Source organism: Pseudoxanthomonas sp. 68-E7 (assembly GCF_057773145.1).
This window is the reverse complement of record NZ_JBYMTI010000002.1, coordinates 333,972-353,619: the sequence shown is the minus strand read 5'-3', so window position 1 is coordinate 353,619 and position 19,648 is coordinate 333,972. Positions and strand designations below refer to the sequence as shown.

14 protein-coding genes are annotated in these 19,648 nt (G+C 67.8%); 5 read left to right on the top strand and 9 right to left on the bottom strand.

The annotated features are described in order from the left end of the window. Positions 1-174 precede the first annotated feature (174 nt). The 3 genes from AC3DE2_RS06185 to AC3DE2_RS06175 are packed head-to-tail and all read right to left on the bottom strand — an operon-like array spanning position 175 to position 5,244. A complete protein-coding gene (locus AC3DE2_RS06185) occupies positions 175-3,339 on the bottom strand; it encodes a multidrug efflux RND transporter permease subunit (protein ID WP_488425481.1) in 3,165 nt (1,054 codons plus the stop codon). 12 nt (positions 3,340-3,351) lie between these two features. Continuing rightward, positions 3,352-4,557 carry an efflux RND transporter periplasmic adaptor subunit gene (locus tag AC3DE2_RS06180; RefSeq protein WP_488425479.1) on the bottom strand — a complete coding sequence of 402 codons (1,206 nt, stop codon included), beginning with the start codon at positions 4,555-4,557 and terminating at the stop codon, positions 3,352-3,354. A 15-nt stretch (positions 4,558-4,572) separates the two neighbouring features. After that, on the bottom strand, positions 4,573-5,244 hold the full coding sequence (locus AC3DE2_RS06175; protein WP_295378289.1) for a TetR/AcrR family transcriptional regulator: 672 nt from the start codon (positions 5,242-5,244) through the stop codon (positions 4,573-4,575). Positions 5,245-5,538: 294 nt separating this feature from the next. Here AC3DE2_RS06175 and AC3DE2_RS06170 point away from each other — a divergent pair, with 294 nt between their 5' ends. From AC3DE2_RS06170 to AC3DE2_RS06150, 5 genes are all read left to right on the top strand, one after another. Next, a complete protein-coding gene (locus tag AC3DE2_RS06170) occupies positions 5,539-10,638 on the top strand; it encodes an NAD-glutamate dehydrogenase (RefSeq protein WP_488425477.1) in 5,100 nt (1,699 codons plus the stop codon). Positions 10,639-10,830: 192 nt separating this feature from the next. After that, the gene (locus AC3DE2_RS06165; protein WP_295378294.1) at positions 10,831-11,601 is read left to right on the top strand and encodes an NAD kinase; all 771 of its coding nucleotides are present in this window, start codon (positions 10,831-10,833) and stop codon (positions 11,599-11,601) included. Between the two features lie 107 nt (positions 11,602-11,708). Beyond that, positions 11,709-12,206 carry a hypothetical protein gene (locus AC3DE2_RS06160; RefSeq protein WP_488425475.1) on the top strand — a complete coding sequence of 166 codons (498 nt, stop codon included), beginning with the start codon at positions 11,709-11,711 and terminating at the stop codon, positions 12,204-12,206. A gap of 55 nt (positions 12,207-12,261) precedes the next feature. After that, positions 12,262-13,179, top strand: coding sequence for a 5'-nucleotidase (locus AC3DE2_RS06155; protein ID WP_295378298.1), 918 nt, complete (start codon positions 12,262-12,264; stop codon positions 13,177-13,179). Beyond that, positions 13,176-13,919 carry a spermine/spermidine synthase domain-containing protein gene (locus tag AC3DE2_RS06150; RefSeq protein ID WP_488425473.1) on the top strand — a complete coding sequence of 248 codons (744 nt, stop codon included), beginning with the start codon at positions 13,176-13,178 and terminating at the stop codon, positions 13,917-13,919. The genes AC3DE2_RS06155 and AC3DE2_RS06150 overlap by 4 nt, the downstream gene beginning before the upstream one ends. A gap of 33 nt (positions 13,920-13,952) precedes the next feature. Here AC3DE2_RS06150 and AC3DE2_RS06145 read toward each other — a convergent pair whose 3' ends face one another. Genes AC3DE2_RS06145 through AC3DE2_RS06120 form a run of 6 tightly spaced genes read right to left on the bottom strand, consistent with a single transcriptional unit; the run spans position 13,953 to position 19,646 of the window. Next, on the bottom strand, positions 13,953-14,492 hold the full coding sequence (locus tag AC3DE2_RS06145; protein ID WP_295378302.1) for a DUF2939 domain-containing protein: 540 nt from the start codon (positions 14,490-14,492) through the stop codon (positions 13,953-13,955). A 2-nt stretch (positions 14,493-14,494) separates the two neighbouring features. After that, the gene (locus AC3DE2_RS06140; protein WP_488425472.1) at positions 14,495-15,181 is read right to left on the bottom strand and encodes a DUF2461 domain-containing protein; all 687 of its coding nucleotides are present in this window, start codon (positions 15,179-15,181) and stop codon (positions 14,495-14,497) included. Next, the gene (gene sbcB / locus AC3DE2_RS06135; protein ID WP_488425471.1) at positions 15,178-16,617 is read right to left on the bottom strand and encodes an exodeoxyribonuclease I; all 1,440 of its coding nucleotides are present in this window, start codon (positions 16,615-16,617) and stop codon (positions 15,178-15,180) included. Before sbcB ends, AC3DE2_RS06140 begins: the two co-directional genes overlap by 4 nt. Further along, positions 16,614-17,984 (bottom strand): FAD-dependent oxidoreductase, encoded by a 1,371-nt coding sequence (locus tag AC3DE2_RS06130; RefSeq protein ID WP_295378309.1) that lies wholly within the window; start codon positions 17,982-17,984, stop codon positions 16,614-16,616. Before AC3DE2_RS06130 ends, sbcB begins: the two co-directional genes overlap by 4 nt. Positions 17,985-17,997: 13 nt before the next feature. Then, positions 17,998-19,272, bottom strand: coding sequence for a kynureninase (kynU, locus tag AC3DE2_RS06125; protein ID WP_488425469.1), 1,275 nt, complete (start codon positions 19,270-19,272; stop codon positions 17,998-18,000). After that, a complete protein-coding gene (locus tag AC3DE2_RS06120; RefSeq protein ID WP_488425468.1) occupies positions 19,269-19,646 on the bottom strand; it encodes a 5-carboxymethyl-2-hydroxymuconate Delta-isomerase in 378 nt (125 codons plus the stop codon). Before AC3DE2_RS06120 ends, kynU begins: the two co-directional genes overlap by 4 nt. Between the last annotated feature and the right edge of the window lie 2 nt (positions 19,647-19,648).

Genomic DNA, 19,648 nt, shown 5'->3' with positions numbered 1-19,648 from the left:
CGATTATCACGAGGTGAGACGCGGGACCGGAAGGGAAGGAAGTCATCTTCCGGATAATGGCCATTACAAAAAAGCCGCCTCATCCATGTGCATGTCGAAACGGCTGGCCCGGAAAAAGGAAACCCCGGCCTAGCCGGGGTTTCCTTCACAGCGTTGGGCCAGGCAGCCCTGGCGTCAGCGCGAGGTGGGGGCGTTGTGCGCCTCCAGGTACTCGCGTGAAGGCTCGTCCATCTTGTCGCCAAGCACGCGCCGCACCGCGACGAAGAACACCGGGATCAGGAGCAGGCCCAGGAACGTCGCCGCCAGCATGCCGCCGATCACGCCGGTGCCGATGGCGTGGCGGGCGTTGGCGCCCGCGCCCGAAGAGATCGCCATCGGCAGCACGCCCATGATGAACGCGAACGAGGTCATCAGGATCGGGCGGAAGCGCAGGTGCGCGGCGGTGATCACCGCATCGCGCAGGGTCTTGCCCTGCTTGCGCTCCATCACCGCGAACTCGACGATCAGGATGGCGTTCTTGGCGGCCAGGCCGATGATGGTGATCAAGCCGATCTTGAAGAAGATGTCGTTGGACAGGCCGCGCAGCATGGTGAAGGCCAGCGCGCCGAGGGCGCCCAGCGGCACCACCAGCAGCACCGCCACCGGGATCGACCAGCTTTCGTACAGGGCGGCAAGGCACAGGAACACCACCACGATCGACAGCACCATCAGCAACGTGGCGCTGTTGCCGGCCAGGATTTCCTGGTACGACATGCCGCTCCAGTCATAGCCGAAGCCCTGCGGCAGATCGTTGGTCACGATGTTCTCCATCGTGGTCATCGCCTGCCCGGAGGAACTGCCGGGCGCCGCGGCGCCGTTGATGTTCACCGCCGAATAGCCGTTGTAGCGCGACAGCGACGGCGGCACCGATCCCATCTCCGAATGCACCACGGTGGACAGCGGAATCATCGCGCGGCCGCCGCTGGCGTCGGTCTGCAGGCTGCTGGGCGTGTAAATGCGGCCCAGCGATTCGGCGCCGGTGCGGTACGGGGCGTCGGCACGCATGTTCACCCGCTTGATGCGGCCCTGGTAGAAGAAGTCGTTGACGTACACCGGCGCCAGCATCAGCTGGATGGAGGTGTAGATGTCGCCGACCGACAGACCCATCGCCTGGGCCTGCACGCGATCCACGTTGAGCTGCAGCTGCGGAGCGTTTTCCAGGGTGTTCGGGCGGACGCCGACCAGGGTCTTGTCCTGTCCGGCCTTGCCGAGCAGGGTGTTGCGGGCGGCCAGCAGCGCGGCCTCGCCGGCGCCGCTGCGGTCCTGCAGCCACATGTCGAAGCCGCCGAACTGGCCCAGGCCCTGCACGGTCGGCAGGTTGACCACGAAGATCTGCGCGCCCTTGATGCCGTACAGCGCTCCGTTGGCCTGCTGGATGAAGTCGGTGACCACGACCTCGCGCTCGTCCCACGGCTTGAGCTTGATGAACGCCATGCCGACGTTCTCGCCCTGGCCCAGGAAGCTGAAGCCGGCTACCTGCATCATGCCCTCGAAGCCATCCATCTTGCTGAGGGTGCCGCGGATCTGGGTGAACACCTCGTTGGTCTTGCTCATGGTGTTGCCCGGGGGCAGCTGCACGATCGCCAGCGCGTAGCCCTGGTCTTCTTCCGGCAGGAAGCTGCTCGGGATGCGGGTGAACAGGAAGCCGCACAGTACGGTCAGCAGCGCGAACACCACCATCCAGCGCGGGGTATGCCGGATCGCCGCGCCGATATGGCCCACGTAGGTCTTCTCGACCTTGCCGTAGTACTTCTCGAACGTGCGGAAGATGATGTTCTTCTTCTCGTGGCTGTCATGTTCGTGCTGCTTGAGGAAGCTGGCGCACAGCGCCGGGGTGAAGCCCAGCGCGAGGAACGCCGAGAACGCCATCGAGATCGCGATGGTCAGGGCGAACTGCTTGTAGATCTCGCCCGAGGCACCGCCCTGGAGCGCGGACGGGATGAACACCGCCGCCAGCACCACCGTGATCGCGATGACCGCGCCGGTGATCTGGTCCATCGCCTTGATGGTGGCCTCGCGCGGCGGCAGTTTCTCTTCCGCCATGATGCGCTCGACGTTCTCGATCACCACGATGGCGTCGTCGACCACGATGCCGATCGCCAGCACCAGCGCGAACATGGTCAGCTGGTTGATGGTGAAGCCGATGACGCTCAGGCCCCAGAAGGTGCCCAGCAGGGCGACCGGGATGACCAGGGTCGGGATGATGGTGGCGCGGAAGTTCTGCAGGAAGATCAGCATCACCAGGAACACCAGCAGGATCGCCTCGAACAGGGTCTTGACGACTTCCTCGATCGAGATGGTCACGAAGGTGGTGGTGTCGTACGGCGAGAACCAGGACACGCCCTGCGGGAAGCTGGGCTGCAGCTCGTCCATCTTGGTGCGCACCGCCTCGGCCACGTTCAGCGCGTTCGCACCCGGCAGCAGCTGGATGGCGAAGGCGCCGACCGGCTTGCCGTTGTACTGGGTGTCGAAGCCGTAGTTCTGGGCGCCGAACTCCACCCGTGCCACGTCCTTCAGCCGCACGGTGGAACCGTCGCTGTTGGCGCGCAGGATGATGTTCTCGAACTGCTCGGGCGAAGTGAACCGGCCTTCGGCCGACACCGTCGCGGTGAAGGCCTGGCCCTCGGGCGCCGGATCGGAACCGACCGAACCGGCGGCGAACTGCACATTCTGGCCCTTGACCGCCGCCAGCACTTCGCTGGAGGACAGGTTGTAGCCCTGCAGCTTGCCCGGGTCCAGCCACAGGTTCATGGCGTACTCGGAACCGAAGTGCTGGGTGCTGCCGACGCCGGGGATGCGCGAGACCTGGTCGAGCACGCGCGAGGCCAGGATGTCATTGAGGTGGTTGCGATCGACCGCCGGATTGTCCGACTGCAGGCCGACCACCATCAGGAAGCCGGCATTGGCCTTGGCCACCACCACGCCCTGCGCGGTCACCTCGGAGGGCAGGCGCGGGGTCGCGAGCGCGACCTTGTTCTGCACCTGGACCTGGGCGATGTCGGCATCGGTGCCGGTCTGGAAGGTCAGGGTGACCGACGCGCGACCGGAGGAACTCGATGTCGAGCTGAAGTACAGCAGGTTGTCGATGCCGGTGAGCTGCTGCTCGATGACCTGGGTCACCGATCGCTCGGTGGTCTCGGCGCTGGCGCCGGGATAGGTCGCGCTGACCGTCACCTGCGGCGGGGCGATGGAGGGATAGGACTCGACGCCCAGGTTGAGGATCGAGATCACGCCGGCGAGCGAGATCAGGATCGACACGACCCAGGCGAAGACCGGATGGTTGATGAAAAACTTGGGCATGGGGGCGGATCCTTATTCGGCCTTGCCTTCCGGCTTCGCGCCTTCGGCGGCCGCGGGCTTCTGGCCCGCCGCGGCACCCGGCTGGGCGGGTTTGGCACCGGCCGGCACGGGCTTGGCGGGCGCGCCTTCGCGAACCTTCTGCAGGCCGTCCACGACGACCTGGTCGCCGGCGGCCAGCCCGCTGGTGATCAGCCAGTTGGCACCGACGGCCTGGCCGGCATCGACCACTTTGCGCACGACCTTGCCGTCCTGGCCGACGACCATGGCATAGGCGCCCTGGGTGTCGCGCTGGATCGCGCCCTGCGGGATCAGGAAGGCGTTCTTCTGTTCGCCCAGGGTGGCGCGCAGGGTGACGAACGCGCCCGGCAGCAGCTTGCGGTCCGGGTTGGGCAGGGTGGCGCGCAGCGAGACGCTGCCGGTGGCCGGATCGACCACCACGCCGGAGAAGTCCAGCGTGCCCGGCTGGTCGTACAGGCTGCCATCGGACAACTTGACCTGGACCTTGGCGGTACCGGTGTCGGACAACTGCACGTTGCCGCCGCTCTGGGCCGCGCGCAGCGCTTCCAGTTCGGCGGCGCTGATGGAGAAGTTCACGTAGAGCGGATCCAGCTGGTCGACGGTGGTCAGCAGGGTGGCTTCACCCTGGCCGACCAGCGCGCCCTCGGTCACCTGCTGCTTGCCCGCGCGGCCGGAAATCGGCGCGGTGACGCTGGCGTAGCCCAGGTTGATGCGGGCGGTCTCGACGTTGGCCCGCGCCTGCTGGACTGCGGCGGCGGCGCTGCGCTCGGCGGCCTCGGCATTGTCCAGATCGGACTTGGACACGAACTTCTGCGGCGCCAGCTGGCGGGCACGATCGGCGGCGACCTTGGCATTGGCGTAGGTGGCCTGCGCCGACGCCAGGTTGGCCTGGGCCGCGCTCAGCGATGCGCGCAGCGGGGCCGGGTCGATCTGGAACAGCACCTGGCCTTCCTTCACGTCGGTGCCTTCCTGGTACACGCGCTTGACCAGCACGCCGGAAACACGGGCGCGCACGTCGGAACTGCGGACCGGCGACAGGCGGCCCACCAGGTCGCGCTCCAGCGGCACGTTCTGCGGGCTGGCCTTGACCACGCCGACTTCAGGTGGAGGCATCTGCGGCTGTTCCTGGTTCTTGCTGCAGGCAGCCAGTGCCAGCGCGATGGCACAGCAAAGGGCGACGGAACGGACGGGGGCGGTCATCGGTGGAGCTCCGTGTCAGATTTGGAAGTCTTGGGGGGTATGGGGGCGGGAGTCCGCGGCCGCCGCGCCGATGGCGGGCGGAAAGGCGCGGAGGAACCCGTCGACCGCGAACTCGGCCCAGCGGCGGCGGGCCGCGGCGCTGCGTCGGTGCGGTACGGCGAAACGCTGCCGTTCGAAATCAAGGCCGGTGATCATGCTCAGCAACAGCTCGGCCGCCAGGTGCGGATCGTCCTGCTTGAGCAGGCCGCGTTCCATGGCCGAGGCCAGCCAGCGGGCCAGCCGTTCTGTCAGCCGCTCGCAACCGTCCCGGTACAGCGCTTTCGCCTCTTCGGGAAACTGGTGGGCCTCCGCGGTGAGCAACTGGCTGGTTGCGACCACCGAAGGATCGCACAGGTGGGCCAGATGCTCCATGGCGAAGGCGAGCAGGGTCCCGCGGGCGTCGCTGCCGGTGCCGGGGGCATCCTCCAGGCGCACCGTGGTCAGATCCAGGTGTTCGTCGATCATGCTGCGCAGGAGCGCCTGCTTGCTGCCGAACTGCGCGTACAGGGTCTGCTTGGAGCAGCCGGCCCGGGCCGCCACCGCGTCCATGCTGATGCGGAAACCCTGCTCCGCGAGCAATTCGCGGACGGCCGCGTGCACGCGTTGCCGGCGCTGGATGGCCGCGAAGGAGGGGAGGACGGACGACATAAGGCGTTGGACTATACCGTCCAGTTCAGAATTTGAACAGGCGCGGGACCCGCGACCGGAGCGCGCGCACCCGCCACCATTCATGCTCGGCCCCATCGGGTTGCGTGTGGCGCCAGCATCGGCAGGCGCATGGAGTGCGATGCCCGCTGGAACCGGTCGGGGCGACAGGGCGAATCGCCTAGTCAATCGTCCTGCACATTGCAAGCCCGTCTTATGACGCCACGCAACAAGTTTTGTCATGGCGACGGGAGATACAATGACCATTCGACTACCAATCGTAGAGTCTCCATCTGCATGAACGCTGTGCGCAGCTCCAAGAAAGCCCCGAAGAAACAGAAGCCCAAACCGGCCGCGGCCAAGTCCGCCAAGGCGGTGACGCCGAAGAAGACCCCGACCAAGAAGGTGGCTGCCCGACCGGAGACCGGCGCGGCCAAGGCCGCGGGGGCTGCGGGCAAGACCGCGACCAGCAACAGCAGCAAGACCAGCAAGGCCCCGGCGGTGTTCACGCTCGAGCCGATCTACGCCGCGATCCGCAAGCGCCTGCCGGCCGCGCGGCAGGCCGAGGCGCAGGCCTTCGCCGAAGCGTTCTACAAGCGCATGGCCGATGACGAGTATCCGCATCACGGCCCGGACACCTGGGCGGCCATCGCCGCCGACATGCTCGATTTCGCGCGCGCGCGCAAGCCCGGCACCGCCAACGTGCGCGTGTTCAACGCGACCGCCAAGGCCAATGGCTGGGAAGCGCCGCACACGATGCTGCAGATCGTCAACGACGACATGCCGTTCCTGGTCGACTCGGTCAGCATGGCGCTGGCCGAGATGGGCGTGGGCGTGCACGTGCTGGGCCATCCCCTGGTGCGCTTCACCCGCGACAAGGCGGGCAAGGCGACCGCGGTGGGCGAGGGCAAGCCGGAATCGCTGATGGTGCTGGAAATCGATCGCCAGCAGGCCGGCGACATGCCGCGTATCGAACAGCGCATCCGCGACGTGCTGGAGGAAGTACGCGCGATCGTCCGCGACTGGAGCCTGATGCGCGAGAAGATGCTCACGCTGGCCGACGACCTGGCCACTCGCCGCCTGCCGATCAGCGATGCCGGCCGGCACGAGGCGCAGGAATTCCTGCGCTGGGCGGCCAATGATCATTTCACCTTCTTCGGTTACCGCGAGTACCGGGTGGAGAAGGGCGATGGCGACGGCACCCTGCGCGCCGTGGAAGACAGCGGCCTGGGCCTGCTGCGTGGCGACGACGCCTCGACCCCGCGCAACGTCAAGACCCTGGCCGCGCACTACATGCCGCAGTCCGGTTCGGTCGACGCGCTGATCCTGACCAAGACCAACCGCCGTTCGAACGTGCACCGTCCGGGCAACATGGACTACATCGGCGTGCTGGAATTCGATGCCAAGGGCACGCCGATCGCCGAACAGCGCTTCATCGGCCTGTACACCTCCAGCGCCTACAACCGCCGTCCGTGGGAAATCCCGTTGGTGCGCGAGCGCCACGACTTCGTGATGCGCAACTCCGGCCTGTCGCCGAGCAGCCACAGCGGCAAGGCCCTGCGCCATATCCTGGAAACCCTGCCGCGCGAGGAATTGTTCCAGTCCAGCGAGGACGAGCTCAACCGCACCGCGATGGGCATCCTCGGCCTGCAGGAGCGCGTGCGCAGCAAGCTGTTCCTGCGCCGCGACCGCTACGGCCGCTTCTTCTCGGCGCTGGTGTACATCCCGCGCGATCGCTTCAACACCGACGTGCGCCTGCGCATCGAGGCGTTGCTGAAGCAGGCCCTGCACGGCGAATACGTCGATACCAACGTTCAACTGGGGGAGTCGCCGCTGGCGCAGCTGCACCTCACCATCCGTCCCAAGGCCGGCGAGCATGTCGATGTCGACACCGCCGCGCTGGAAGCCGACATCGCCCACCTGCTGCGCAACTGGCAGGACGATCTGCGTGAAACCCTGATCGCGCGCCACGGCGAGGCCGAGGGCCTGAAGCTGATGAGCCGCTTCGGCCGCGCGCTGCCGGCGGGCTACATCGAAGTGGTGTCGCCCGAGTTCGCCGCCAGCGACGTCGAGAACCTGGCCGCGCTCGATGGCCCGGACGCGCTGCGCCTGAGCCTGCACCGCTCGCGCCGCGCGCGCGCCGGCGAAGGCCGGCTGCGCCTGAACCTGTACCGCCAGCAGACCGACATCCCGCTTTCCGACGCGTTGCCGCTGATGGAGAACATGGGCCTGCGGGTCATCTCCGAGCACCCGTTCCGCCTGGAGGCCGCCGAGCCGGTCTACATCCAGGAGTTCGAAGTGGAAGCCGTGGGCGGCGCGATCGACACCGATCGCCTGCACAGGCAGTTCGAGGATGCGTTTGCCCGGGTCTGGCACGGCGACGCCGAGAACGACGGCTTCAACCGGCTGGTGCTGGGCGCGAGCCTGGCCTGGCGCCAGATCGCGATGCTGCGCGGCTACTGCAAGTACCTGCTGCAGACCGGCGTGCCGTTCTCGCAGAGCTACGTCGAGGAGACGCTGAACCGCTATCCGTTGCTGGCGCGCCTGCTGGTCGAACTGTTCGAGGCGCGCTTCGATCCGGCCGTCGGCCGCGAGAGCAAGGCTGAAATCAAGGCCGGCCAGGAGCGTTTCGCCGCCCAGTTGGGTGCGCTGGCGCAGGGTGACGAGGCCACGCTGTCGGCCCTGCGGCCGGTGCTCGATGCGCGCGGCGGCAAGCGCGAGGAGCAGGTCGAGGCGACCCACAAGGCGTTGCTCAAGCTGATGGACCGCGTGTCCAGCCTGGACGAGGATCGCATCCTGCGCGGCTTCATCGGCGCGATCGAGGCGACCCTGCGCACCAGTTACTACCAACTGGGCGCGGACGGCCAGCCGGCGCACACGATTGCCTTCAAGTTCGATTCGGCCAAGGTGCCGGATTTGCCCAAGCCGCGTCCGTACCGCGAAATCTTCGTGTACGGTCCGCGCGTGGAAGGCGTGCACCTGCGGTTCGGCCCGGTCGCCCGTGGCGGCCTGCGCTGGTCGGATCGGCGCGAGGATTTCCGCACCGAGGTGCTGGGCCTGGTCAAGGCGCAGATGGTGAAGAACACCGTGATCGTGCCGGTCGGCGCCAAGGGCGGCTTCTTCGTCAAGCGCCCGCCGGTGGGTGGCGACCGCGACGCGGTGCTGGCCGAAGGCATCGCGTGCTACAAGATGTTCATCCAGGGCCTGCTGGACATCACCGACAACATCGTCGGCGGCAAGATCGTCCCGCCAGTGAACGTGGTGCGCCATGACCAGGACGATCCGTACCTGGTGGTCGCCGCCGACAAGGGCACCGCGACCTTCTCGGACATCGCCAACGGCCTGGCCATCGCCCACAACTTCTGGCTGGGCGACGCGTTCGCCTCCGGCGGTTCGGTCGGTTACGACCACAAGGGCATGGGCATCACCGCGCGCGGCGCATGGGAATCGGTCAAGCGCCACTTCCGTGCGCTGGGCCGCGACTCGCAGACCCAGGACTTTACCTGCGTCGGCATCGGCGACATGTCCGGCGACGTGTTCGGCAACGGCATGCTGTTGTCCGGGCACATCCGCCTGGTGGCTGCGTTCGATCACCGCCACATCTTCCTGGATCCCTCGCCGGACGCGGCCCGCAGCTTCCAGGAGCGCCAGCGCCTGTTCAAGGTGCCGCGTTCCAGCTGGGCCGACTATGACGCCAAGCTGATCTCCAAGGGCGGCGGCATCCACCCGCGTACCGCCAAGTCGATCGAAATCACTCCGCAGGTGCGCGAGGTGCTCGGCCTGGCCGATGGCGTGAAGTCGCTGTCGCCGAACGAGCTGATGAGCGCGATCCTCAAGGCACCGGTCGACCTGCTGTGGAACGGCGGCATCGGCACCTACGTCAAGGCCAGCAGCGAGACCAACGCGGACGTCGGCGATCGCGCCAACAACGGGCTGCGAGTGGACGGGCGTGATCTGCGCTGCAAGGTCGTGGGCGAGGGCGGCAACCTGGGCCTGACCCAGTTGGGGCGCATCGAGGCCGCCCAGCACGGGACCCTGCTCAACACCGACTTCATCGACAACTCCGCCGGCGTGGACACCTCCGATCACGAGGTGAACATCAAGATCCTGCTCAACGGCGTGGTGCAGGAGAAGAAGCTGCGGATGGACGCCCGCAACAAGCTGCTGGCGGACATGACCGACGAGGTCGCCCAGTTGGTGCTGTGGGACAACTACCGGCAGAACCAGGCGCTCAGCCTGATGGAGCGGATGAGCGCCGCGCGCCTGGGTTCCAAGCAGCACTTCATCCAGACCCTGGAATCGCAGGGCCTGCTGGATCGCCAGATCGAATATCTGCCGTCGGATGCCGAACTGGCCGAGCGCAAGGCGCGCGGGCAGGGCATGACCCGTCCGGAACTGGCGGTGCTGCTGTCGTACTCCAAGCTGGTGGCGTTCCAGCAACTGCTGGACTCGGACATCCCGGAAGATCCGTACCTGTCCAAGGAACTGCAACGCTACTTCCCCAAGCCGCTGCAGAAGAAGTACGCAGGCGACATGGAGAAGCATCGCCTGAAGCGCGAAATCATCGCCACGGCGGTGACCAATACCACCATCAACCGGATGGGCGCGACCTTCCTGCTGCGCATGCAGGAAGACACCGGCCGCAGTCCGGCGGAAGTCGCCAAGGCGTTCACCATCACCCGCGAGACCCTGGACGCCCGCGAGCTGTGGAACCAGATCGACGCCCTCGACGGCAAGGTGCCCGAGTCGGTGCAGATCGACGCCCTGCAGGTGATCTGGTCGGTGCAGCGCACCTTCACCCGCTGGTTGCTGACCCGGCAGGGGCCGATTCCGGCGATCGCCACCGCGGTGGAGCGTTACTACGACGGCTTCAACGAAATCCGGGCCGCCGACGGCGTGTTGCCGGATTCGCTGCGCCCGGCGTACAACGCCAGCCTGCAGACCTGGAAGGACAAGGGCCTGCCGGTCGCCCTGGCTGGCCAGTTGGCGGCATTGCCATACCTGGAACCGTCCTGTGACATCATCGAACTGGCGCGCGCGCGCAAGCTCAAGCCGGTCGAGGTGTCGAAGGTCCACTACCGCCTCGGTGAAGCGCTGCACCTGCCGTGGCTGGTCGACCAGGTCGACGCGCTCAAGGTGGACGGCCGCTGGCACGCGGTCGCGCGTGGCGTGCTGCGTGACGAGCTGACCAACCACCAGCGCACCCTGACCTCACAGGTGCTGTCGATGCCGGGCAACACCGCCGATGCCAAGGTCCAGGCCTGGCTGCAGCGCGGCGATGCCGGCCTGCGGTTCACCCTGGCCATGCTCAACGAGCTGGCGGCGCAGAAAACGCTGGACTACCCGACCGCCTCGGTCGCGGTGCAGCGGTTGGGCCAATTGGCCACGCAGGGCTGAGCCCGCCGCGGCGAATGGAAAAGCGACAGGCCGGGGAAACCCGGCCTGTTTTTTTTTGCGGGTCTCGCATGCGCCGAGGGGGGGGCCAGGCACCGCCACATCCCTGTGCCACGCGGCGGACGGCGCCGCCACCGGTCATCCAATCCGGGGCTTCTGCCGTTATCCTCTCCGGCAAGCCACCAGGAACCCGGGATGAGCCAGACGCCCCGCATCGCCTTCCTCGCCAGTCCCGCCGCCGAAGCGCAGCAGGCGCTGACCGAACTGACCGCCCTGCATGGCAGCCACGATCCGCAAGACGCCGACGTGCTGTGCGCGCTGGGGGGTGACGGTTTCATGTTGCAGACCCTGCATCGGCACGGCAGCCTGGGCAAACCCGTGTTCGGCATGAAGCTGGGAACGGTCGGTTTCCTCATGAACCAGTACCGCAGCGAGGATCTGCTGGACCGGATCGCCCAGGCCGAGCCGGCCAAGCTGCGTCCGCTGGAAATGCTGGCGCTGACCGAATCCGGTGCCAGCACCGGCTCGCTCGCCTACAACGAGGTGTCGCTGCTGCGCCAGACCCGCCAGGCCGCCCACATCCGCATCGACCTGAACGGACAGACCCGGCTGGACGAACTGATCTGCGACGGCGTGCTGACCGCGACACCCGCCGGCAGTACCGCCTACAACTTCTCCGCGCACGGGCCGATCCTGCCGCTGGGCTCCAGCACGATCGCGCTGACCCCGATCGCGCCGTTCCGGCCGCGCCGCTGGCGTGGCGCGATCCTGCGGGCGAACACCGAGGTCCGGTTCCGGGTGCTGGATCCGTACAAGCGGCCGGTCAGTGCCACCGCCGACTCGCACGAAGTCCGCGACGTGGTCGAGGTGACCATCCGCGAATCGCAGGACCGGATCGTGACGCTGTTGTTTGACCCGGAGCACAATCTGGAGGAACGTATCCTCAGCGAGCAGTTCGTGGTGTAGGGGAGACGGCGTGGGGACGCCGTGCAGCAAGCAACGTCAGGGTGCCGTTCCGCGCCGGGAGGAGCGCGGACGGGAGTGCGGTCCGATTGCCGATCAGGAGTCAGGGGATGAAACGCTGGTGGTTGTTGTGGGGGGTGTGTGCGCTGTTGCCGGCGCAGGCGGTGGTCGCATGCGGCCTTAATACGCGCATGGCGCCGTTCGAATTGCAGGCAGGCGCAACGCCTTCGGATGCGCCGGAGGACAGCCTGGAAGCACCCGAGCTGCGGGTCACCGAGATCACCCGCGGCCTGGGTGGGGCACCCGGCACCTGCGATGGCTCCGGCCTGCTGGGCGTGCGCCTGGATTGGCCGCGGGGCGACTACCGGCTGGAAGACATCGGTTTCGAGTTCCGGGTAATCTCGGCCGAGGCGCCATATGCGCTGTTTCCGGCCGAACCAGTCCGGGTGATCAGCGACACCCGCCGGGCCGATCTGCTGTTCCTGTGGCCGGATGACGCGCCCCCCCAGCAGAAGCCATTGCGGATGGAAGTCGAGGTAAGGGCCGTCACCCGTGACTATCAGCGCGGCCCGCCCGCGCATTTCAGCATCGACTCGACCGACAGCTGAGCGACGCGGGGTCGGGCGCTCGCGGGCCGGACCCGCGATGGCGGATACTGTGCGCATGGCCGACAACACCCCCCGCCTGCTGACCGTCGCGGTGACCTCGCGCGCGCTGTTCGATCTGGAAGACAGCCATACCCTGTTCGAGCGCCAGGGCGTGGATGCCTACAGCGACTACCAGCGCAAGCACGAGGACGACGTGCTTGCGCCCGGCGTCGCCTTTCCGGTGGTGCGCAAGCTGCTGGCGCTGAATGCCGGCGCGGACGCGGACACGCCGCGGGTGGAAGTGATCCTGCTGTCGCGCAATTCGGCCGACACCGGCCTGCGCATCTTCAATTCGATCCAGCACCACGGGCTGGGCATCGTCCGCGCGGTGTTCACCTCCGGCGAGCCGACCTGGCCCTACATCCGTCCCTTTGGCGCGGATTTGTTCCTGTCCGCAAACCCGGATTCGGTCCGGCGCTCGCTGGAGCATGGCATCGCCGCGGCCACCATCCTGCCGGCGCAGGCCCACCAGCAGCGCCACGACGGGCAGCTGCGGATCGCATTCGACGGCGACGCGGTGATCTTCGGCGACGAGAGCGAGCGGATCTCGCGCGAACAGGGCGTGGAAGCGTTCGGCCGGCACGAGCGCGAGAACGCGCGCGCGCCGCTGTCGGGCGGACCGTTCAAGGGTTTCCTGTCGGCACTGCACCAGTTGCAGCAGGTGTTCCCGGCCGGCGAGCATTCGCCGATCCGGACCGCGCTGGTCACCGCCCGCTCGGCGCCGGCGCATGAACGGGTGATTCGCACATTGCGCGAGTGGGGCGTGCGCCTGGACGAGGCGCTGTTCCTGGGCGGGCGGCACAAGGGGCCGTTCCTGGACGCGTTCGGCGCCGACATCTTCTTCGACGATTCGCAGCACAACATCGACAGCGCCCGTCCGCATGTCGCCGCCGGCCACGTCCCGCACGGGGTGGCCAACGATCCCGCGCCATGAAGGAAGGCGCACCCTGGGTCCATCGTGGCTGGTGGTACACCACGCTGCAGTTCAGCCGTGACGTCACCCAGAGCCGGATGCTGAACTGGTGGCCGGACGCGCTGCAGGTCGGCTATACCCGCACCATGATGGCCGCGTTGCTGCTGCGGCCGTTTCCGCGCCGGATCGGCATCATCGGGCTGGGCGGCGGATCGCAGGCCAAGTTCTGCCATCGCCACCTGCCGGCGGCCGACATCGAGGCGTTCGAGAGCGACGCCGGCGTCCTGGCGCTGCGCGATGTGTTCCGGATTCCCGCCGACAGCGCGCGGTTCCAGGTCCGGCTGGGCGATGGCGCTTCGATGCTGCGGCAGCGTCGCGGGGCCTTCGATCTGCTGCTCGTCGACGCCTACGAACCGGAAGGCATCTCGCCGACGGTTTCGACCCAGGCCTTCTACGACGATTGCCGCGCGGCCCTGGCCGAGGGCGGGGCGATGGCGGTGAATTTGTACGCCACCGACGCGCGCCGGCATCTGGCACGCCTGCGCCGCGCGTTCGGAGGCCGTACGCTGGCACTGGAAGAACCGCGGATGAGCAACCGCATCGCGTTCGCCTGGCAGCCCGGCGTGGACATGCCCGATCCGCGCGAGGCGCTGGCGCGGCTGCCCCGTTCCGCGCGTTGGCAACTGGCCGCGCGGTTCCTGCGCCTGGCGCGCGCGCGGCAGGCGTGGCAACCCCGGGATCGCGCCTCATCCGGGACGTAGGGCGGAGCCTGCTTCGCTCGCCGGGAAACGCGTTCAATCCAGCGGCAGGCGGATATCGGTCAGGCGCCAGCGCAGGCCCTGGCGGGTGAACACGCAGACCACCGGCCGGCCGTTTTCGTCGTGGAGGGTCGCGGTGAAGCGCGACAGCGATTCGAAATGGTGTTCGGCGTCCTTCAGCGGATCCGCGGGCGCCGCCGGGGCATGGGTGTCGCCGCCGACCGTATCGCCGACCGCCTTCTTCCACATCGAGCGGCCCTGCAGGATCGCGCCGATGCCCAGCGGCGTCACCATCGTGTCCACGCCGCTGCCGATCAGGTTGTTGGCGACCGACAGCGCGAACGAACCCAGCAGGCTGGACTGGAATTCGGGCCCGGCGCGCCGCGCCAATTGGTCTTCCACCTGCGCGCGCAGGTTGACCCGCAGGGCGGGAAAGTCGACGTGGCGTTCCAGCCTTGCGGTGTCCTGTTCTGCCAGCGCCTGGCGGATGCCGTGGATGGCCAGGTAGGGACCGGCGGCGAGATAGCCGGCGAAGCCGGCCAGCAGCAGGACGACCAGGGCGATCCACTTCTTCATGGCTAGAACTCCAGATCCAGGGCCGCGCACAGATAGTCGACGAACGGCGCCAGCGCGGCGAGATCGGTCGCCAAGGTCTGGCGCAGTTTCGGCCCGGTCATCATGCCGTCCTCCAGCGGACGCCAGAACACGAAGTTCTTGTGCTTCAGATCCTCGATGAACTCGAAATCGGCTGGAAACCCGCGCGGCGGTCGGGTCAGCATCTCGGTTTCCTCGAAATCGAAGCGGCGGCGGAACTTGGGCGCATGCGCGGCGGCTTTCCAGCTGCCGGGGTTGTCGAAGATGAACTGGCGGACCCGGCGCTGGGTGTCCGGCTCGGGATGCCACAGGCCGGCGCCGACGAAGCACTCGCCCGGCTGCAGGTGGATATAGAACGAGGGTGCCGCGACCTGCTTGCGCCGCTCGTGGTAAAGCCGCGCGCCCTGCCAGGGTTTGTAGGGCGATTTGTCGGTGGAGAAGCGGGCGTCGCGGTAGATGCGGAACAGCGAACCGCCGACGGTCTTGGGGTCGGACCGGAAATGCTCGCTGACCTGCGCCAGGTCCGGCTGCAGATCGGTCAGCAGGCGCAGGAACGGTTCCTTGACGTGTTGCTCGTACTGCGCCTTGTGCGCGGCGAACCAGGTCTTGTCGTTGTGGCGCGCCAGTCCACGCAGGAACTTGAAGCTGGCATCGGAAAAATAACTGCTCACAGGCTCTGCTCCAGATCCCGGCCCCAGGCCTGCAGTTGGTCGAGCAGGGCCTGGCGCGGGGCATCGGTGGTGGGGGCCGCGCGCAGCGCGGCGATTTCGGCGTGGAAACTCTCGAAACCGTATTCCGACAGTCCACTGTCGCCGCCCAGGCGCCGACGGCGGTAATCATCCCAGCGCAGGCGTTCGTCGCCGGTCAAGGTCGTTGGCCAGTTGCGCGCGCGGTAGCGGAACAGCAGTTCGGGCAGGCGCGGATCGCGGAAGCCGAAGTCGTGCTGGCCCAATTGTTCGGGTGGGGTGGCGCGCAGTTCCGGGAACCGGCGGCGATCGCCATCGCCAAGGAAACCACCGTAGAGGGACGCATCCACGTCCGGCGTGGCGAATTCGCGCTCGCCGCCGAATACGCGGCGGACCTTCTCGGCCAGCGCCGGGCCGGCCGCGCGCAGGCGGGCGGCGTGGGTTTCAGCAATCAGCATGTCGATGCCGAGGCGCTCGAAGTCGGCATCGCGCAGGTGCGCCAGTGCGACCAGCACCGGTGCCTTGCTGAGGTGGATTTCCTTCAATGGAATCCGCGACTCTCCGGGCGGCAAATCCGCGGCCGGGGTGTACAGGCGATCGGCGATGGCTTCCGGGGCCAGGTGCAGCAGCGCATCCGGATCCGAATCCAGATCGAACACGATGATGCGGTTGTCGTACTGCGGATGCCGGGCCAGCGGCAGCACCAGCGCCGCGCACATGCGGCTGGCCGGATAGCGCTGCGACACGTGCAGGACCGGGGTCATCGCCACCGTGTCCAGCAGGCTGGCGGCAAAACGCTTGTCACGCAGCTTCAGCGCGTACTCCCACAGCCGCGGCTGGGCCTGGCGCATGCGCCGGGCCATGCCGATGGTGGCGCGCACGTCCGACAGCGCTTCGTGCGCATCGCCCTGGCGCACGTCGTTGGCCAGGGCCAGGTGCTCCAGCCGGAACGAGGTGACGCCGTCCTCGCGCTGCGGCCAGGTGATACCGTCCGGGCGCAGGGCGTGGGTCAGGCGCATCACGTCGAGCAGGTCCCAGCGCGAATTGCCGTTGCGCCACTCGCGTTCGTAGGGATCATGGAAATTGCGGAACAGGCCGTGGCGGACGAACTCATCGTCGAACCGCAACGAGTTGTAGCCCAGCGTGCAGGTCTGCGGGCGCGCCATTTCCTCGACGATGCGGGCGAATGCGGCCGCCTCGTTGACGCCGTCGCGCCAGGCCTGTTGCGGGGTGATGCCGGTGATCAGGGTCGCGGTCGGCGACGGCAGCAGGTCGTCGGCGGGCTGGACGAAGAAGCTGATCGGCTCCTCGATCGGATTCAGTTCCGCATCGGTGCGCTGGGCGGCGAACTGGGCGATGCGGGTGCGGCGCGGATCCGCGCCGAAGGTTTCCAGATCGTAGAACAGGAAGCTGGCGCTCACCGGGCTTCGGCCTCCAGCGGCGTCAGCCGGCGCAGCACCTCGGCATCCACCCGTGCCCAGTCCACCTGATCCAGCCGTTCGCGGCCACGGGTGGCCTCGACCAGCAACTCGCGCTGCACGATGCTGCGTTCCAGCGCGACGCGATAGGGGATGCGCATGAAACTGACCATGGTGTAGTGCGGCACGAACCGGCCGGGATGCCGTTCCTGCAATGCGCGCTCCAGCTCGCGCTGGAGCAGGAAGGCCTGGTCATCCACCTTGTCGCGCATCTCCACGTAGTTTTCCAGCGCCATTTCCTGGATCGCGCGCGCGTTGGGCTGGCGCTCGCGGGCGAAGGCGGCGAAGGCTTCGGCGCGATCCTCGTGCCGCTCCAGTTGCTCGGCCAGCGCCACGCAGTCTTCGAACGCGCAGTTCATGCCCTGGCCGTGGAACGGCACCATCGCGTGGGCGGCGTCACCCAGCAGCACCGCGCGTTCGTCGATGTGCCAGCGGTCCAGATACAGGGTGGCGAGCTGGCCGATCGGATTGCGGTGCCAGTCTTCCTCCAGCTGTGGAATCAGCGGGATCGCATCCGCGAAATCGCGCTCGAACAGGGCGCGGGCCTGGGCCGGCGTATGTACGGTGTCGAAGCCGGGATCGCCGTGGTTGGGCAGGAACAGGGTGACCGTGAAGGTCTTTTCGTCGTTGGGCAGGGCGATGCACATGTAGTGGCCGCGCGGCCAGATGTGCAGGGCATTGGGTTCGATCTGGAAGCCGCCGTCGGCGGTGGGCGGGATTTCCAGTTCCTTGTACGAGTGATCCAGGAAGTCGGTCCGCTCGCCCAGGTCGGTGCGCAGGCGCATGGCCGCGCGCAGCGAGGAACCCGCGCCATCGGCGCCGACCAGCGACACGAAATCGACCGGATGCCGGCCGCCGTCGCGGTCGTCGATGAAGGTGGCGATGCGATCCTGGAAATCGACCGTATCCAGTTGGCGGTGGAAATGCAGCGAGGCGCCGGCCTGTTCGGCCAGGTCCAGCAGGGTGATGTTGAGGTCGCCGCGATGCACCGACCAGATCACTTCCGAGTCGTCGCGGCCGTAGCGCTGCAGTTGCGGAGCGCCGTCGCGCGGGTGGACCATGCGGCCGCGCATCATCACCGCCTGCCTCATCACCGCGTCGTCGGCATCGGCCTGGCGCAGCGCGTGGCGGCCACGTTCGGCCAGGGCCAGGTTGATCGAACGACCGCCCGCATAGCCCTTGACGCGCGGGTCGCCACGTTTCTCGTACACGTCCACCCGCCAGCCCTTGCGGGCCAGCAGGGTGGCGAGCAGGGCCCCGGCCAGGCCGGCGCCGATGACGGTGAGGGAACGGGGATTGGATACGCTCACAGCTTGCTCCGGGTCAGACGCCGCGCCAGGTCTCCACTTCCTCGACGAAGCGGTAGACGTCCATGAATCGGTTGTACAGCGGGGCGGGCGAGATGCGGATCACGTCCGGTTCGCGCCAGTCGCCGAGCGTGCCGACCGAGGCCAGGTACTCGAACAGATCCCGCCCGCGCTCGCGCCCGCCGACGACCCGCAATGACAACTGCGCACCGCGCTGGGCCGGATCGGAGGGCGTGACAATCTGCAATGCGTCGCCGACCCGCGCGCGGATCAGTGCTTCCAGGAAGCCGGTCAGCTTCTCCGATTTGGCCCGCAGCGCGCGCATGCCGCCGGCCTGTGCGATGACCTCCAGCGAGGCGCGCAGCGGCGCCAGACCCAGGATTGGCGGGTTGCTGAGCTGCCAGCCGTCCGCACCCGAAGTGGGCACGAACTCCGGACCCATCCGGAAGCGGGTGTCCTTGCGATGGCCCCACCAGCCGGCGAAGCGCGGCCGGTCGGTGTCGGCGTGGCGCTCATGGACGAACGCGCCGGCAACCGCGCCGGGACCGGAGTTCAGATACTTGTAATGACACCACACGGCGAAATCGGTGCCGCTGTCGTGCAACTGCAAGGGCAGGTTGCCGACCGCGTGGGCCAGGTCGAAGCCGACCAGCGCGCCCTGCGCGTGGGCGAGGCGGGTGATTTCCGCCAGGTCGAAAGCCTGCCCGGTGCGGTACTGGATGCCGGGCCACAGCACCAGCGCCAACCGGGGGCCGTGCGTGGCGATGGCCTGTTCGACGGCCTGCATCGACACGGTGCCGTCGGCCTGGTCGGGCTCCAGCTCGATCAGATCGCGCGCCGGGTCGAAGCCGTGGAAACGCACCTGCGATTCCAGCGCGTAGCGATCCGAGGGAAATGCGCCGGCTTCCATCAGGATCGCCGGACGCTCGGCGGTGGGCCGGTAGAAGCTGACCATCAGCAGGTGCAGGTTGGCGGTCAGCGAGTTCATCGCCACCACCTCCGCCGGCCGCGCGCCGACCACTTCGGCCAGGCCGTCGCGGACCAGCTCGTGATAGGTCATCCACTGCGCCGGTTCGGTGAAGTGGCCTTCCACCGCCTCGTTGGCCCACTTGTCCAGCACTTCCTGCACGTACCTGCGCGCGCCGCGCGGTTGCAGGCCCAGCGAGTTGCCGCAGAAATACAGTTGCTCGTTGTGCTTGTGCTTGGGGATCAGGAATTCATTGCGCAGGGCGCGCAGCGGATCGGCGGCGTCGAGGGCGATGGCGTGGGTGCGGGACAGCGCGTCGGTCATGAAGAGGCCGGTGAAGAAAAGGGAGGAACGGTGATCTTGCGGTAGCTGGCGGGAAGCTCGCTGACTTCCGAACAGATCTGCAGGTGGTACGGACCCGCCGGCAGATGTTCGCGCAGGACCTGCTGGAGGGTTTCGGACAGCATCGCGCGCACGGTCTCGTCGCGACCGGGCAGGATGCGCAGGCGGGCATGCACGAACGCGCGCGGCGCGTGTTCGTCGGTACCGACGCGGAAGCCGTCCAGCGCGACGAGGCGGCTCTTGATCGCCTGCTCGTCGAAATGGCCACTGGCCACCAGGGCGTGGTTGAGCCGCCCCAGCAGCGTGTCCGCGTCGAGGACGAGATTGGCGGTGTACTGGACGGTCAGGTGCGGCATGG

What these genes read in the sequence shown, in the direction of transcription:
- AC3DE2_RS06160 (WP_488425475.1), top strand. Translation starts at nt 11,709, where the DNA reads ATGAAACGCTGGTGGTTGTTGTGGGGGGTGTGTGCGCTGTTGCCGGCG.
- AC3DE2_RS06170 (WP_488425477.1), top strand. Translation starts at nt 5,539, where the DNA reads ATGAACGCTGTGCGCAGCTCCAAGAAAGCCCCGAAGAAACAGAAGCCC.
- AC3DE2_RS06120 (WP_488425468.1), bottom strand. Translation starts at nt 19,646, where the DNA reads ATGCCGCACCTGACCGTCCAGTACACCGCCAATCTCGTCCTCGACGCG.
- AC3DE2_RS06155 (WP_295378298.1), top strand. Translation starts at nt 12,262, where the DNA reads ATGGCCGACAACACCCCCCGCCTGCTGACCGTCGCGGTGACCTCGCGC.
- AC3DE2_RS06175 (WP_295378289.1), bottom strand. Translation starts at nt 5,244, where the DNA reads ATGTCGTCCGTCCTCCCCTCCTTCGCGGCCATCCAGCGCCGGCAACGC.
- AC3DE2_RS06165 (WP_295378294.1), top strand. Translation starts at nt 10,831, where the DNA reads ATGAGCCAGACGCCCCGCATCGCCTTCCTCGCCAGTCCCGCCGCCGAA.
- AC3DE2_RS06185 (WP_488425481.1), bottom strand. Translation starts at nt 3,339, where the DNA reads ATGCCCAAGTTTTTCATCAACCATCCGGTCTTCGCCTGGGTCGTGTCG.
- AC3DE2_RS06145 (WP_295378302.1), bottom strand. Translation starts at nt 14,492, where the DNA reads ATGAAGAAGTGGATCGCCCTGGTCGTCCTGCTGCTGGCCGGCTTCGCC.
- kynU (WP_488425469.1), bottom strand. Translation starts at nt 19,272, where the DNA reads ATGACCGACGCGCTGTCCCGCACCCACGCCATCGCCCTCGACGCCGCC.
- AC3DE2_RS06180 (WP_488425479.1), bottom strand. Translation starts at nt 4,557, where the DNA reads ATGACCGCCCCCGTCCGTTCCGTCGCCCTTTGCTGTGCCATCGCGCTG.
- AC3DE2_RS06150 (WP_488425473.1), top strand. Translation starts at nt 13,176, where the DNA reads ATGAAGGAAGGCGCACCCTGGGTCCATCGTGGCTGGTGGTACACCACG.